The following is a 16,513-nucleotide window of genomic DNA, read 5'->3' on the forward strand; positions in this document are numbered from 1 at the left end:
ACCATGGTCCGTCTGACCAAGATCTACACACGAACCGGCGACGCCGGTGACACCGCCCTCGTCGACGGCAGCCGCGTGCCCAAGGACGCGCCCCGGGTGGCGGCCTACGGCACCATCGACGAGCTCAACGCCACCATCGGCCTCGCGCGTGTCGGTGCCGCGGGACGGCTGGAGACCGAGCTGGAGCGCATCCAGAACGACCTCTTCGACCTCGGCGCCGACCTGGCCACGCCCATGGAGGCGGCGCTCAAGCACGAGCCCCTGCGCCTCGACCCCGCGCAGGTGGCGTGGCTCGAGGGCTGCATCGACGCCTACAACGCCGAGCTGGAGTCGCTGCGCTCGTTCATCCTGCCGGGGGGCGTCGCCCGCGCCGCCCACCTGCACATGGCCCGCACCGTCGCCCGCCGCGCCGAGCGCAAGCTGGTCACCCTGCAGCGCGAGAGCCGCATCAACGAGGCGGCGCTGGGCTACGTCAACCGCCTTTCCGACTACCTCTTCGTCGCCGCGCGCCACGTCAACGCCAGCGAGGGCGACGGCGACCTCCTGTGGGTGCCGGGCCGCTACCGCGAGGGCTGACGCGGCGGGGGCCCGCGTAAGTCGCGCACGGCTGCGGGCCGTGTGCGACATTCCCGCGAGACCACCTGGATGTCGCACGCCTTGCGGTGCACGACCGGCGCGTGTGCGGCGCTGGATTCACACGACAGGCCGACCCGGGTCATTTCCCGTGGGAACGCGCGGTCGGCTTCGGTTCGGGTAGGTCGGTTGCTCCTGGCAACCGACAGCCGCGGTCGTGTCGCACGACGGCAATGCTGGTCCACATGAACGGCCGCTGATCCCGTCCCTCGGGCCGGTGGCTACCGTAACCGCCATTCTTTCCCCGGCGATCGAATGCGCCGTCGGATTCAGGCCGGCAGGAAGGCCCGCCGCTCGCCGTCGTCGATGATGCGGATCGGGTGGCCGTAGTTCGGGTAGGTCGGTTGCTCCTGGCAACCGACAGCCGCGGTCGTGTCGTACGCCGGCAATGCTGGTCCACACGAACGGCCGCTGATCCCGTCCCTCGGGCCGCTGGCTACCGTAACCGCCGTTTTTCCCCGGCGATCGAATGCGCCGTTGGATTCAGGCGGGGAGGAAGGCGCGCCGCTCGCCGTCGTCGACGATGCGGATCGGGTGGCCGTAGAGGCGTTCCAGCACCGTCTCGTTGAGCACGTCCGACGTCTCGCCGAAGCACGCCTGCCCGTCACCGAACAGCAGCAGGACGTGATCGCAGAAGCGCGCGGCCAGGTTGATGTCGTGCAGGCTCATCACCACCGTGCGCGCCTGCTCCCGGCCGCGGGCGGTGATCAGCTCGAGCACGCGGATCTGGTGATGGAGGTCGAGGTGGTTGCTCGGTTCGTCGAGCAGCGCGATCTCCGGGTCCTGGGTGAGCAGGGTCGCCAGCGCGAGGCGTCGGCGCTCGCCGCCGGAGAGCGTGTTCACCGGCCGGTCCGCCAGGCTGGCGAGCCCCACGTCGGCCAGCGCGGCCTCCGCCAGCGCGGTGTCCTGCCGGCCTTCCCATTCCCACGTCCCGAGCCACGGGTGACGGCCGATCAGCGCCGTCTCCAGCACCGTGGTGGGAAAGGCGTCGTGGCTGTCCTGGGGCATCAGCCCCAGCCGCCGCGCCAGCGCCCGCCGCCGGATGCGCGGCAGGGACTCGCCGTCCAGGCGCAGCTCGCCGCCCTGGGCCGGGCGCAGGCCGGCCAGGGTGTGCAGCAGCGTGGTCTTGCCGGTGCCGTTGGCGCCCAGTATGCCCCAGCACTGCCCGGGCTGGAGGGCGACGCTCAGCGCGGTGCACACGCCCTGGCCGGCGATGCGTACGTCCAGGCTGTCGGCCTCCAGGACTGCCATCACGCCGCTCCCCGGCCGCCGCGATAGAGCAGGAACAGGAACACCGGCACCCCGATGAACGCCGAGAACACGCCAACGGGGAGCTGCTGCGGCGCAAAGGCCGTGCGTGCCAGCGTGTCCGCGAGCACGATGAAGCTGCCGCCGAGGAGCACGCAGCCGGGCAGCAGCACGCGGTGGTCGCTGCCCATCACCAGCCGCAGCAGGTGGGGCACCACCAGCCCGACGAAGCCCACCGTCCCGGCGACGGTGACCGCCGTGGCCGTGAGCAGCGAGGCGAGCACGTAGATCAGCAGGCGCAGCCGGCCGATGGCCACGCCCAGCGCCTGGGCCTGGAGCTCGCCGCGGGCGAGCAGGTTGAGATCCCGCGCCACCGCCAGCGTGGCCGCCAGCCCGATCGCCAGGACCGCCGCGGGCCAGCCCGCCGAGCCCGCCCCGGCGAGGTCGCCCATCAGCCAGAAGAGCATCCCCCGCAGCTCCGTGGGCGGTCCCACCGAGAGCAGGAAACTCACCACCGCGCCCCAGCCGGCGGCGACCACCACGCCGTTGAGCAGCAGCCGGGTCGGCGTCCAGCCACCGTGGCCGTGGGAGAGCCCGAAGACCAGGACCATGGTGATAGCCGCACCGGCGAAGGCGCTGCCGGACATCCAGAACGCGCCCAGGCCGAGCAGGGTCGAGCCCAGTGCCCCCACCGCTGCGCCGCCGGAGATACCGAGCACGTACGGGTCCGCCAGGGGGTTGCGCAGCAGCACCTGCATCAGCGCACCGGCCAGCGCCAGCAGCCCGCCGGTAACGAAGCCCGCCGCCGCGCGGGGCATGCGCAGCTCACGGATCACGGTGGCCGCGGTATCGGAGGCCCCGCCCCCGGTCACCGCCAGCCACACGTCGTGCGGCGCGACCGCGACACTCCCCGAGGAGATCGCCGCGCACAGGCTGACGAGCGTGATGACCGCGAGCGTGCCGAGGCCGACGGCGGCGCGTGCTGGCATGCGAGAAGGTTCCGTAGTAAACCTCTAAGTATAACCGCTGTATGTCGGCGCAGCCCAAATGGGGGCCGCCTATCGTTGTTTCAGGGCGATGCCGCGCTGCCCCGCGCGTTGCGCGACTGGGGTGTCACCCTGTACACAGGGGGCTAGAGACGCAAAAAACTGACAAACGGTCGATGCTCCAAGGATGGCATCGGCTACTGTTATAGACAGTTTCTCCGTCGAGGATGAACAGGGATGTTGTTGTGGGTGACACGGAAGAGCCCTCGGTAGGGGCCGTCGACACCGGCCTTGCGTGTCTGAGGCTGGTTTCACGTTACTACCAGCTGCCGGCAGACGAGCGCCAGCTCAGGCGGGAGTTCTCTCCAGCCGGTGAGACGGTGGACCCGCTGACCCTGATCAGGGCGGCGCGCACTCTCGGTCTCAGGGCCAAGCGTGCCCACGGGCGGGCATTGCGCCTCGCCACCATGCCTTTGCCGGCGATCGCCGAGTTGACGGATGGGACTTTCGTCGTCCTGGCCCGGGTAGGCGATGATCGCGTTCTGATCCACGATCCGCGGGAAGGCCGCCCACGTTCCGTAAACGTCGAGGACTTTCAGGCGGAATGGACGGGCCGCGCCATTCTGATCACCCGCCGCGCCCTCGCCGAGGAACTGCGCCGGCGGTTCGACATCCGCTGGTTCCTGCCTGTCATCGCGCGTTACCGCCGTATTCTCGGTGAGGTGCTGGTCGCCTCTTTCTTCATCCAGCTCTTTGCGCTGGTCACGCCGTTGTTCTTTCAGGTCATTGTCGACAAGGTCCTGGTTCACAAGGGGCTGACGACGCTCGATGTCCTTGCCGCCGGGTTTCTGATCGTCGCGCTGTTCGACGTGGTGCTCGGCGGGCTGCGGACCTATCTGTTTTCCCACACGACCAACCGGATCGATGTCGAACTGGGGGCGCGGCTGTACCGGCACCTGCTCTCGCTTCCGGTCAGCTATTTCGAGGCCCGGCGTGTCGGGGACTCCGTGGCCCGCGTGCGGGAGCTGGAGACCATCCGCAACTTCATCACCGGGTCGGCGTTAACGCTGGTCATCGACCTGTTTTTCACGCTCGTCTTTCTGGTGGTCATGTACTTCTACAGCCCGACGCTGCTGATGGTCGTTCTGGGCAGTATTCCGCTATACGTGATCCTCTCCGTTCTGATGACGCCCGTTCTGCGTGCACGGCTGGACGAGAAGTTCCGGCGTGGCGCGGAGAACCAGGCCTTCCTCGTCGAATCGGTGAGCGGCGTTGAAACGATCAAGGCCATGGCGGTGGAGCCCCAGATGCGAGCCCGCTGGGAGGAGCAGCTGGCCGGCTACGTCCGGGCCAGTTTCCGTGCCACCAACCTGGGGAACGTCGCCAACCAGTCGGCCAGCTTCATCAACAAGCTCACGACGCTGCTGATCCTGTGGATCGGTGCCCGGCTGGTGATCGACGCAGAGCTGACCGTCGGCCAGCTTGTCGCATTCAATATGCTTGCCGGACGGGTCAGCGGACCGATACTCCGGCTCGTCCGCCTCTGGCAGGACTTTCAGCAGGCCGGCATTTCCATAGAGCGGCTGGGGGACATACTCAACGCGCCCGCGGAGCCGGGATACAACCCCAACCGGGCCGCCCTGCCCTCCGTCAGGGGCGACGTCCGCCTGGAGCATGTCACCTTCCGCTATCGGCCGGATACGCCTGAAATCCTCTCCGACCTCAGCCTCCATGCCGAGCCCGGCGAGGTCATCGGTATTGTCGGCCGATCGGGTTCCGGCAAGAGCACACTGACCAAGCTCATACAGCGACTGCATGTGCCCGAGTCGGGGCGCGTACTCGTGGACGGCGTCGATCTGCGCATGGTCGACACTGCATGGCTGCGGCGGAATATCGGTGTCGTGCTGCAGGAAAGCCGGCTGTTCAATCGAACGGTGCGGGAGAACATCGCGCTCGCCGACCCGGGGCTCTCAATGGAACGCGTGATTGCCGCGGCGAAGCTCGCCGGGGCCCATGACTTCATCCTGGAATTGCCGGAAGGCTACGACACCATGGTCGGGGAGCACGGCGCCAATCTTTCCGGTGGCCAGCGTCAGCGTATTGCCATTGCACGGGCGCTGATCATGGATCCGAAGATCCTGGTTTTCGATGAGGCCACCAGCGCGCTCGATTACGAGTCGGAACGTCTCGTCCAGCAGAACATGCGGCGGATCGTGCGCGGCCGGACGGTGTTCATCATCGCGCACCGGCTCAGCGCCGTGAGAGACGCGCACCGCATCATCGTCATGGAAAAGGGCCGTGTAGTGGAATCAGGGAGTCATGCTGAGCTGCTGCGCCACGGAGGTCACTACGCCCGGCTTCAGGCGTTGCAGGACAGCGCGGCTCCGGATGAAGTCGCCGCGGCCGGTGCCGGTGGCCGGTAATTTACCCCGGCGTTTCAGAGGGCAGGCAAACAGGGATGTCGACCAGGGAAGGAAAAACGACGGCGCTCGTCAGGCGTCGAGATGGCACGGAGCGGGAATTCCTGCCGGCAGCGCTGGAGGTCCAGGAAACGCCGCCGTCCCCTGCCGGCCGTGTCATTACCGGGCTGATTGTCGGCGTTTTCGTCGTCGCCGTCGTATGGAGCTACGTCGGGCACGTGGACGTTGTCGCCACGGCGACCGGCAAGATCGTGCCGTCCGGCCACGTCAAGGTCATTCAGCCCATGGAGCAGGCCACCGTAAGGGCTATCCGGGTTGCCGAGGGGCAGCGCGTCGAGGCCGGTGACGTGTTGGTGGAGTTCGATCCCACGATCGGCCGCGCTGACCGGAATCGCCTGAGGGAGCAGCTGATGGCCGCACGCCTGGACCGTGCCCGATTACTTGCGGAGATCGACGCGGTCGATGGTAGCGACAGGAACGCGGCCGGGATGGCCGACTGGCCGAAGGGGGCCGACCCTGCCGCCGTAGCCACACAAAAGCGACTCTTGAGCGGTGAACTCGCGGACCATCGTGCCTCCGTCGCGGCCCTGCAGGCCGAGCTCGTGCGAGCCAGGGCGGAGCGGAACAGTACCGCGCAGGACAAGCGGCGGCTTGAATCCACGCTTCCGCTCATTGCCAAGCGTGCAGCCGCGCTGCATTCGCTGGCCAGCCGGGACATGGCCTCCGAATTCGAGTACCTGGACGTGGAGCGCACCCGTCTGGACCACACAGGGCAGATCCGCACGACGGACGCCAGGTTGGTGGAACTCGACGCACGTATCGATGCCGTCCGGCGCCGGATTGACGCGCAAAGGGCGAAATTCCGGAAGGATGTGGCCACAGATCTGGTGGATGCCCAGAAGCGGATAGCGACGACCCGGGAGGAGTTGAGAAAGGCCATGGCCCGGGCCGAATGGAGCACGCTCCGCGCACCGATCTCGGGCTTCGTACAGGGGCTGAAGATTCACACTACCGGTGGCGTGGTCGAGCCGGCGCAGGAGCTGATGCGTGTCGTCCCGGAAGGCGCGGAGCTGCAGGTCCAGGCCTGGCTGGCGAATCGCGACGTCGGCTTTGTCGACGAAGGGCAGACAGCCGAGGTCAAGGTGGAAACATTCCCTTTCACCCGTTACGGCACCCTGCACGCCACGGTGACCCATGTTTCCAACGACGCGACCGCGCAGGAGAACGGTGGCCTCATCTATGAAACGACCGCCGCCCTAGAGCGTAGCTGGATCGAAGTCGATGGCCGTCAGATTCCACTCAGCCCGGGCATGACCGTATCGCTGGAAATAAAGACAGGGCAACGGCGGGTTTTGGATTTTGTCCTCGCACCGCTGGTTGAGCACGTGGATGAAAGCGCAAGGGAACGTTAGACGTGAATGAAAGTGACCGTGATGACCGCCAATCTGCCTCCAAGCAGTCTGACGGTCGGGAAATAGTGATAGTCAGGCCGAATCATAAACGCCTGCCCTACCTGTATGGATCGAAGTGGCTCTATGCCGGTTTCGTGGCGTACTGGGCGACCGTTTGTCTGTTGCCCTGGCGGGCGATCGGCCGGTCAGACGGCGTCCAGATGTTTGTCGATGTGATGGCATCTCTGATTCCCAGCGTGGTCGGGTTAACGAACGACGTCCACTTCATGCCCGCGCCAGCCCTGGAGGCGCTGCTGGCTTTTCTTCACCTGTCAGGGTGGCTGTTTCTGGGGGTAATGGCATTTTTTCTGTATCCGGTTGCATTCAGGCCGAATGTCAAGCCCAGTCGGTGGAAGTTATTAAACGCGGTTGGGGTGTGCGGAGGGGTATTCGCGTTTTTGGTGGCTATTTTGCACTGGTCGCCCGGTATTACACGCGGGGAAGCAAGTGATGTGTTTCACGACAGTCTTGTTAGGATCACCTTCGCGTATATGTTTTTTTATTGGGTCATGGGTGGGATGTTGGGCATTTGGGGAGGGGCGTTGATTTCCCTTTTTCTTCCCTTGAGAGTCGAAGGAGATGACTGATGGCCAAGGAAGAGTCTCAGCCTATTTCGGGTGAAGCTGCAGCAGGTTCCGTGCTGGACGGGCTGTCGCAGTTCTCCAATGAGAGTTTCGATACTGCGGCCGCGGAGCGGAAGCTGAACGACGCATTGAAGAGTGCGGAAAGTGCTGGTGATCGCCTGAAGCAGGCCAGGCTTCGGGAAATGCGTCATTTGATGCAGAAGGCCAATGATCCGGCAACGCAGGATGCGTTGCGTCAGAGTTATGGAACGCTGAAAGGCCAAATTTCGGATTCCCTGGCGTATGCGGAGAGTCAGGCTGCGAAACACGGCGGGACGCTGAGTAACCGTCAAAGGCTTAATCTGGTGGCGGGGCGGCTGGGAAAGCTGGCCGGATTCTCCGGCTCGATGCTCTCCTTTGGGCAGGCACTTTCGGACGTTGTGCAAGGCGATGGAGAGGGGGTGGGGCAGGATGCCGTTTCCGCGGTCTTGGGGGGCTTGGTCGGGACTGCGGTGACTGGTGTTGCGACGAGTTTGGGATTGCCCGTTATTGTTTCGGGTGCGTTAGTTGGCGGTGCTTCCTTGTTGGTGGGAATGGCGGTTGATGAATTCCTCCCGGATAGCTGGGCGGAAACAATTGGCGGTCCTGTTGTGGACGTCTATGATTCGGCGGTTTCGGGCCTGACCGATTTTCTTGAGTGGTGGGATCCGGCTGGAATCATGCCCGATACCAATTCCAGCTACCTCAATGCGTACGGGTGGGTGCGGATGCGCGATCCCCTTACGGTCGATCTGGATGGAGACGGCCTGGAAACGGTGGGAATCGATACGGGGCGCCCTATCCATTTCGACCATGACGCCGATGGGGTCAAGACGGCCAGCGGCTGGGTTGCGCCGGATGACGGGTTTCTGGTGCTGGACCGGAACGGCAATGGCACCGTCGATTCCGGGGCGGAGCTCTTCGGTGACAGCACGGTTCTCGCGGACGGTAGCGAAGCGGCCGACGGATTTGCGGCCCTCGCGGAACAGGATACTAACGAGGACGGGCGGGTCGATTCCGAAGACGCCCACTGGTCGGCGTTGCGCATCTGGCGCGATCTGAATCAGAACGGCATTTCGGAAGCCGACGAGCTGCAGAGCCTGGACGAGGTGGGTATCGCGTCGCTGGATGTCGACGCGCAGTCCCACAGTCAGGCGCTGGGAAACGGTAACCAGATCGCTGACGTGGGGCGCTTCACCTGGACAAGCGGCGAGACCGGCGAGATCGAATCGGTCACGGGCCGTAGCGGTGACGTCGATCTGGCCGAGAACCCGTTCTACCGGGAATTCGCCGACCCCGTAACGTTAACGGAGCAGGCGATAGCGTTGCCTGCCATGCGCGGTTCCGGGTCGGTCCGTGATATGCGCGAGGCCGCGAGCCTGTCATCCGGTTTCGCCCAGACGCTGACCGATTACAGCCAGGCGTCCACCCGTGACGGCCAGATCGCGCAGTTGGACGGCCTGGTAAAGGCCTGGGCCCGCACCTCGAACCAGTCGAGTAGCGCGGAGCTGGCCGAAGACAAGGGCTACCGGCTTATCTACCTGGTGCCGGGAATGAGCGCGGGGGACTACGAGAACTATCTGCCTTACCTGGAGGGTGACATGGCGCCTCCGGGCGACATGTCCGATGAGGATCGGGCGCACCTGGCGGAACTCAAGGCCGAGCAGAAACAGGTAACGGAGTGGATCTCGACGCTGGAGCGTTTCAACGGCCAGCCGTTCGTTGAGGTGGAGAATTCCGGTGTGTTGTTTGCGTCCGGGCGCCGGGCGACCGTGAGTTCGGGGCCCCGCATCGGTGTCAGGCGCGCGTATGTGTCGATTTCGTCGGCGCAGAAACAGATGCTCGACCGGTCGTACGAGGCTATCCGTACGTCTGTCTATGAGGGATTGATTAAACAGACCCGCCTTGCTCCATACCTGGAATCAATGGAATGGAGTTACGACGAGGTCGCCGGGGTGTTCGGAGTGGATTTCTCGGCGCTCGAGTCCAGGCTGGATGCCGCGAATACTAACGATCCGATCAACGCCCTGGTCGACCTGATCGAACTGACGCGATATGCCGGCGAGTCGCTGCAAAACACGGGTTGGGATGCGGAGGGCTATCTACGCGCCCGGCTGGACGATTTGGCCGCGAATCCGGAATTGACTGAATCGTTGGCGACGACCCTCGATGAGCTCGGCGTGGTTACCGGAACCGGCGAGCTAGAAGGAAGTGCCTCGCGGAATACATTGCTGGGAGGGGCACAGGCGGATCGTCTTGACGCTCGCGACGGCGACGACTGGCTGAGCGGTGCCGCAGGCGATGATCGACTGTACGGTGATACCGGAGACGACCTGCTGCAAGGGGATGCGGGGAACGACCGGCTCTACGGCGGCCGTGGTGACGACGTCCTCGACGGTGGTGATGGAGACGATCGTCTGGACGGCGGCTATGGTGACGATACCTATCGTTTCGGATTCGGTTCGGGGCAGGATTTGATCGCGAGCTATGACCGGACCTCGGGCAAACAGGACATCGTGGTATTCGATGAAAGCGTAACCACCGCGGACGTAGCCCTCTTGCGTTCTGGGAACGACCTGTTGATCACACTGGGTGATGGCACGGACACGCTGACGGTTCGGAACCACTTCAGCTATGACGGCGACGATCGTCACTCCCGTATAGAGGCGCTGCGCTTTGACAGCGGTGCCGTATGGGATGTGGGGGATATCAGGCAGGCGGTCTTGATGAGTGGGGACGCCACTGAAACGCTCATCGGTTATGAGACAGACGACGTCATCGATGCCGGTGACGGCAATGACCACGTTTACGGGCACGAGGGTAACGACACCCTCTCGGGTGGGGCAGGTAACGATGAGCTGCGTGGCGACGAAGGCGATGACACGCTGATTGGCGGCGCCGGTGTCGACTATGTCTTCGGAGGTGACGGAGACGATGAACTGTTTGGTGGGGTGGGCGACGACTACCTGAGAGGCGGAGAAGGCAGCGATCTTTTCCACTTCGGGGTCGGGTCTGGGAGCGACCGGATCAACAGCCAGTACCACCAGTCTACCGACAAGACCGATGCGGTCCTGTTCGATGCCGAGGTTGATCCGGCGGATGTTGCCGTCCGGCGATCCGCCAGCAATCTGGTGCTGTCGCTGGCGAATGGCGTCGACCGGCTGGAGGTATCCAACTATTTCCACAATGATGCCAATACCGGCGAATACCGTGTCGAGGAGTTCCGTTTCAATGACGGCACTGTCTGGACGGTGGACGACATCAAGCAAAAGGCGCTTGTCAGTTCCGACGACGCAGAGACGCTTATCGGGTATGCAACGGACACTGCGCTCGATGGTGCCGGCGGAGATGACACGATCTATGGCCGTGCCGGTGACGATACCCTACGCGGGAGTGCCGGGGACGATCGGCTTTACGGCGAGGAGGGTGCGGATACGTTATCAGGCGGTGCCGGCTACGATCGCCTCTCGGGAGGTGATGGCGACGACATCCTGGAAGGCGGCGCCGGCGATGATTGGCTGTCCGGTGATGCCGGGAATGACGTCTATCGATTCGGTCACGGGGGTGGGCACGACAGGATAAGGAACTACACCTACCAGCCCGGGGAAACCAAGCTGGATGCAGTGCAGTTCGACAGTGATATCGCTTCGTCGGACGTGGCGCTGGTGCGCACGGGCAATGACCTGCGTATCGAGCTGAATGGTGGCACCGATTCGGTGACGATCGATGACTACTTCTGGGGTGACGCCTTGACCGGGGCTTACCGCGTGGAAGAGCTTCGATTCGGCGATGGTTCGATCTGGACCGTTGACGACGTCAAGCAGAGGACGCTGGTAACGGGAAATGGTGACGACGAGGTCATCGCCTACGATACGGATGACACGCTCGATGGTGCGGCAGGGGACGACAGCATCCGTGGTCGTGGTGGGAACGACACGCTCTCGGGAGGTTCGGGTGCCGATCGGCTTTACGGTGAGGAAGGCGATGACAGCCTGGATGGCGGGGCCGGAGGTGACACGCTCCAGGGAGGCAACGGTGTGGACACGCTCTCGGGCGCTGATGGCGACGACGATCTCCAGGGGGGAGGCGGTGATGATGTCCTAAGCGGTGGTGCGGGCAACGACCGTCTCGATGGTGGCTATGGCAGTGACGTGTACCGGTTCGGGTACGGTTCGGGTAGCGATACCGTTGACGAGCGGACCTATAACCCCGCGTCCACCAAGGTGGATGCCGTTGAGTTCGATACCGATGTCCCGCCCTCGGATGTGACGTTGCGTCGATCCGGCAACAATCTGGTTGTTTCCCTCGGTGATGGAACGGATCGGCTGACCGTCGACGATTACTTTCGCAACGATGCCAATAGCGGTGAGAGTCGCGTCGAGGAGTTGCGCTTCTCTGACGGCACGGTGTGGGACGTCGACCATGTCAAACAGGCGGTGCTTGCCGGGACGGATGCGTCGGAAACGCTCATTGGCTATGAAGTGGCGGACGCGATTGACGGCGAGGCCGGGGATGACGTGATCTTCGGGCGCGGTGGCGATGACCGCCTTACCGGCGGTCAGGGGGATGACACGCTGGAAGGCGGCGCAGGAAGCGATACCTACGTTTTTCATGGCGGCCATGGTGCGGATGAGATAAACGCCTTCGATACCACGGCCGGTCGTCAGGAAGAGGTCGAGTTCTCCGCCGCGATCGCGCCCGACGATATCCATGCCCGCCGTCGAGGCGACGATCTGTTGCTACTCAACGTCAATGGAACGGACCAGGTCACTATTCGTGGGCATTTCCGCGACGAGACCCGCAACGACTCCACCATTCAGGCAGTCCGGTTCAGCGACGGGACCGTCTGGAACCTGAGCGATTTGAACGAGCTCGTATTGCAGGGATCGGCGGGCGACGACGTTCTTGAGGGCCATCTTGCAGACGATGCGATAACGGGCGGTGCCGGAAGCGACACGCTATATGGGCGTGACGGTGCAGATTCGCTTTACGGGGACGCCGGTGCCGATACGCTGTACGGCGAAGTCGGCGGAGACACGTTGATTGGTGGTGCCGGTGGCGATCGCCTTGAAGGCGGCCAGGGCGATGACGTCTACGAAATGGCGGCGGCCGACGGGGCCGACCGGATTTTCGATACACAGGGTAACGATCGGCTGCGACTGACCGACACCTCGTCCGCCGATGTTGTGTTGCGTCGGGACGGTGGGGATCTGGTGGTCCGCCTGGGTACCGGTGTGGTCCTTGCGCGTGTGCTCGGTCAGTTTTCCGATGAGGCCGGGGTTCAGGGGGGCACGCCTCTGGAGTCGATTGAGTTCGCCGATGGCGCAATCTGGGACTACGACACCATCAAGCTGCAGGCCATCGCGGGGACGACCGGGGGTGACGTCATCCAGGGGCACGCCGACGCGGACGTTATTCAGGCGCTCGCGGGGGACGATACGGTGACCGCCGCCGCCGGAGACGACGAGGTCTACGGAGGTTCCGGGGCCGATACGCTGATCGGCGGCCAGGGGGGCGATCACCTTGTGGGAGGCGTCGATGGCGATTCGCTTTTTGGCAACTACGGCGAGGATGTCCTGGAAGGCGGTGCTGGTGATGACACGCTGGAGGGAGGTACGGGAGATGACACTCTGCGTGGCGGTGCCGGTGTCGACACGCTTGACGGCGGGACAGGTGTGGACCTGCTGGAAGGCGGTGCTGGCGGCGATACGTTACGGGGTAACGGCTCGCTCTACGGCGGTGACGGTGGCGACACCCTGAACGGAACAGGGCTGCTTTCCGGTGGAGATGGTGACGACACGCTCACCGGTCTGGGAAGGGACGAGTTGCTCGGTGGTGCCGGTGATGACGAGCTTACGGCGAACGGGGATCCCTGGATATCCGGCATGGGCTCGTTCCTTGAGGGCGGAACGGGAGACGACACGCTCTATGGTTCCTTCGCTGACGACACGTACCGGTTCGGGCTCGGCGATGGTCAGGACCGGTTGATCGAACGCCGGGCGGGGGAGTCCTACAGCAACGTCGATCCCTCGCGGGACACCCTCTCATTCGGGGCCGGCATCGCCGTGACCGATCTGGCCTTTGAGCGACACGGTGATGATCTCGTCATTCAGCACGCCAACGGGGCGGACCGCATCACCATCGAGCGCTGGTTCGAGGAGCCCACGGAACACTTCAAGGTCAACCGCTTCGTGTTCGAGGATGCCACCGAGCTGACCGATTCCGACGTCGAGGCTGCGGTGGTGACATATGGCACGGCTTCCGCCGATACGTTGTCCGGCTATCGCGCGCTGGACGAGCGGCTATATGCCGGTGCCGGCGACGATCAGGTTTGGGGGCGAGCTGGTGATGACGTGCTCCATGGCGAGGCCGGTGATGATTATCTGGACGGTGAAGCGGGTAACGATCAACTGATCGGCGGTATCGGCGAGGACAATCTGCAGGGACGTGACGGCAGTGACATGCTGGACGGTGGAGCCGACGCGGATAGTCTTAGCGGTGGCCTCGGCGAAGATGGTCTCTTCGGCCGTGCCGGTGCGGACAACCTGTTCGGTGATGAAGGTGCCGATTACCTCGAGGGAGGATCGGGAGACGACTACCTGTCCGGTGGTGATGCGGACGACGTCCTTCTTGGCGGAGACGGTAACGATCAGTTGCGGGGCGATACCGGCGATGATCACCTGACCGGCGGCCTGGGGGACGATAAGTACGTCCACGGGAGCGGGCAGGGGGCCGACACCATCGACAATCGCGACGGTGGTTACGACGGGGTGTTTTTCTCCGACGTCGGCGCTGATCGGCTGAATTTCATCCGTGACGGCGATGATCTCCTGATTACCGTGGATGCCGATTCGACCCAGTCCGTACGCGTGCTCGACCATTTCCTGGGGGGCGATGCCGCAATCGATTACGTCCAGCCCAATGGTGGGGCAATGCTGGATACCCGGCACATTGCCGACATCGTTGCGGCCAAGGGCGTGACGGGCGAGTTCGCCACCGCTGTTGTCGGCACGGGCGGGGACGATGAGCTGTCGGCTTATGCAACGGACGACCTGCTCCAGGGCCTGGAAGGCGACGATACGCTATGGGCCTTTGCGGGGGCCGACCGGCTCGAAGGCGGCAGCGGTGACGACACGCTGTATGGCGGGGACGGCACCGGTCAGGGATCGGGGGCGGATCAGCTCTTCGGTGGAGCCGGGCACGATATCCTGTACGGCGAGGACGGTGACGACGTGCTGTCCGGTGGCGCCGGCAGTGATGACTATTACTACTCGGCCAATGGTGGCGTGGACGTCATCGACAACACCGGCGGAGGAACGGATACCGTCTTCTTCCTCGGCGGTATCGACCGTTCACGGATCTCCTTCCATCAGGACGGCGAAGACCTGGTAATGCTCCTCGATGGTGACGTGGCCCAGCAGGTTCGGGTAACGAACCACTTTCTGGGTGGGGATGCCGCGATCAGCTACGTCCAGCCGACTGATGGCGGCGGCGCGATAGCGGCCAACGAGATCACCGGTTTGCTGACCGCCATGCCTGACGACCCCGCCGACGGCTCCGGCGACGACGGGGATGGGGGGACGACGAACCCGCCACCGGATGATGGTGGTGAAACGCCGCCGCCCGCCCAGACCGGCGGTTCGGACAACCTCGTCGGTACCACCGGCGACGATGTCCTTCTCGGAGGTGCCGACGCCGATACCCTGGATGGGCAGGGTGGTAACGATCTTCTCCGGGGTGGGACGGGAGATGACACCTATCGTTTTGGTGGCGGGCAGGCCGTTCTGCAGGAAGACGGCGGTAACGATACCTTGCTCTTCACGGACGGTATTGCCTTCAGCAGTGTTTCGTCAGGCTTGATGAAGTCCGGCGACGACCTGGTGTTGAGTGTCGATGGTGGCCCCGATCAGGTGACACTCTCCGGTTTCTTCCGGGGCGGTAGTGAACTCGTCGAGACCATCAGTTTCGAGAGTGGCGGGTCGTTGACCTCGGCGCAGATTTTCGGCGCGTTCGGTTTGCCCGTCCCGGACGGGTCATCGCCTTACGCCGGTACGCTTGTGGGAAGTAACGGTGATGATGCCCTGGTTCAGGGGGGCAGCGATGCCGAACGTCTTTTCGGTCTCAATGGTGACGACTCGCTTGAAGGTGGTGCCGGAGACGACTTGCTGATCGGTGGGCGCGGTGACGATACGTATGTCTTCCGGACCGGTGACGGACAGGATTGCATCGATAACACCGGCGGCGGTACGGACCAGTTGCAGTTTGCGGATGCGGGTTTCAACGACGTCGCGAGTGGCCTGACGAAGTCCGGCGACGATCTCGTGCTGAAGGTCGGATCCGGTGGTGATCAGGTCACGGTGGGCGGGTTCTTTCGGGGTGGAGACCTCGCCATCGATGCCCTGACCTTCTCCGATGGCGCCCAGCTGAGCAAGTCGCAGATCTTTGGTGCGTTCGGTCTTGCCGATCCGGATCCGGACGGTTCACCGGATTACACTGGGCTTCCGGATGAGCGGGCCTATGGCACTGTTCAGGCTGCACGCAGCGCAAGTGAGACCATCCTTGGCTCGTCGGATGCCGACCTGATCGATGGTGGTGCCGGCGCAGACATTCTGAATGGTGCGCAGGGCGATGACTGGCTGATCGGCGGCCGCGGGGACGACGAATTCATCCAGAACCGGGGAGGAGGGAACGACTCGATCACCGCGTATGACCCCAAGGCCGGCAAGACCGACGTCCTGAGCTTCGGTGACGATGTGGCCCACGATCAGCTCTGGTTCCAGCGGGAGGGAGACGATCTCTCGGTGGGGATCATTGGCACGGATGACGGAGCGACCATCAGCGGCTGGTACCTCGGTGATGCCCATCACGTCGAACAGATACAGGCGGCGGATGGATACACCTTGCTGGATTCCCAGGTCGATAGCCTGGTGTCCGCGATGGCATCGTTCGAGCCGCCGTCCTCCGGTGAGATCGTGCTGTCGCCCGATTATCAGGAGGAGCTGCAGCCGACCATCAGCGCGAGCTGGCAGTAAAGCCGATCCCTGGAATCACCGGAGCCTGTCCTGCAGACCCTCGGGTCTGCAGGACAGCATGGGTAACCGTCATTTGGATGAGGGGGCTTTGGTCCGTCGGCAGATGCGTGCAGCCAGTCGCCTCGGGGCTCCGTGTTCGTC

General features: G+C 64.0%; 7 protein-coding genes. 5 read left to right on the forward strand and 2 right to left on the reverse strand.

All coding sequences use genetic code 11. From position 1 onward, the window contains the following. Positions 1 to 3: 3 nt before the first annotated feature. Complete coding sequence (locus ACEZHJ_RS01045; protein ID WP_018719063.1) at positions 4 to 576, forward strand: cob(I)yrinic acid a,c-diamide adenosyltransferase; 573 nt, start codon at positions 4 to 6, stop codon at positions 574 to 576. A 540-nt stretch (positions 577 to 1,116) separates the two neighbouring features. On the opposite strand, the gene ACEZHJ_RS01050 is transcribed toward ACEZHJ_RS01045, so the two are convergent. Then, positions 1,117 to 1,884 carry an ABC transporter ATP-binding protein gene (locus tag ACEZHJ_RS01050; RefSeq protein ID WP_375036143.1) on the reverse strand — a complete coding sequence of 256 codons (768 nt, stop codon included), beginning with the start codon at positions 1,882 to 1,884 and terminating at the stop codon, positions 1,117 to 1,119. Beyond that, a complete protein-coding gene (locus tag ACEZHJ_RS01055; protein WP_018719060.1) occupies positions 1,884 to 2,870 on the reverse strand; it encodes an iron ABC transporter permease in 987 nt (328 codons plus the stop codon). The genes ACEZHJ_RS01050 and ACEZHJ_RS01055 overlap by 1 nt, the downstream gene beginning before the upstream one ends. A gap of 242 nt (positions 2,871 to 3,112) precedes the next feature. Between ACEZHJ_RS01055 and ACEZHJ_RS01060 the strand changes: the two genes are divergently transcribed. Genes ACEZHJ_RS01060 through ACEZHJ_RS01075 form a run of 4 tightly spaced genes read left to right on the forward strand, consistent with a single transcriptional unit; the run spans position 3,113 to position 16,372 of the window. Next, positions 3,113 to 5,290, forward strand: a complete 2,178-nt coding sequence (locus ACEZHJ_RS01060; protein WP_240466154.1) for a type I secretion system permease/ATPase — start codon at positions 3,113 to 3,115, stop codon at positions 5,288 to 5,290. 35 nt (positions 5,291 to 5,325) lie between these two features. Then, positions 5,326 to 6,699: an HlyD family type I secretion periplasmic adaptor subunit gene (locus ACEZHJ_RS01065; RefSeq protein WP_018719058.1), complete on the forward strand. Its 1,374-nt coding sequence runs from the start codon at positions 5,326 to 5,328 to the stop codon at positions 6,697 to 6,699. Between the two features lie 2 nt (positions 6,700 to 6,701). After that, entirely contained in the window at positions 6,702 to 7,325 is a 624-nt protein-coding gene (locus ACEZHJ_RS01070; RefSeq protein ID WP_156831255.1) for a hypothetical protein, read from the forward strand. Beyond that, positions 7,325 to 16,372 carry a calcium-binding protein gene (locus ACEZHJ_RS01075; protein ID WP_240466156.1) on the forward strand — a complete coding sequence of 3,016 codons (9,048 nt, stop codon included), beginning with the start codon at positions 7,325 to 7,327 and terminating at the stop codon, positions 16,370 to 16,372. Before ACEZHJ_RS01070 ends, ACEZHJ_RS01075 begins: the two co-directional genes overlap by 1 nt. Positions 16,373 to 16,513: the final 141 nt, after the last annotated feature.

Source organism: Arhodomonas sp. KWT2, from assembly GCF_041949875.1.
GTDB lineage: Bacteria > Pseudomonadota > Gammaproteobacteria > Nitrococcales > Nitrococcaceae > Arhodomonas > Arhodomonas aquaeolei.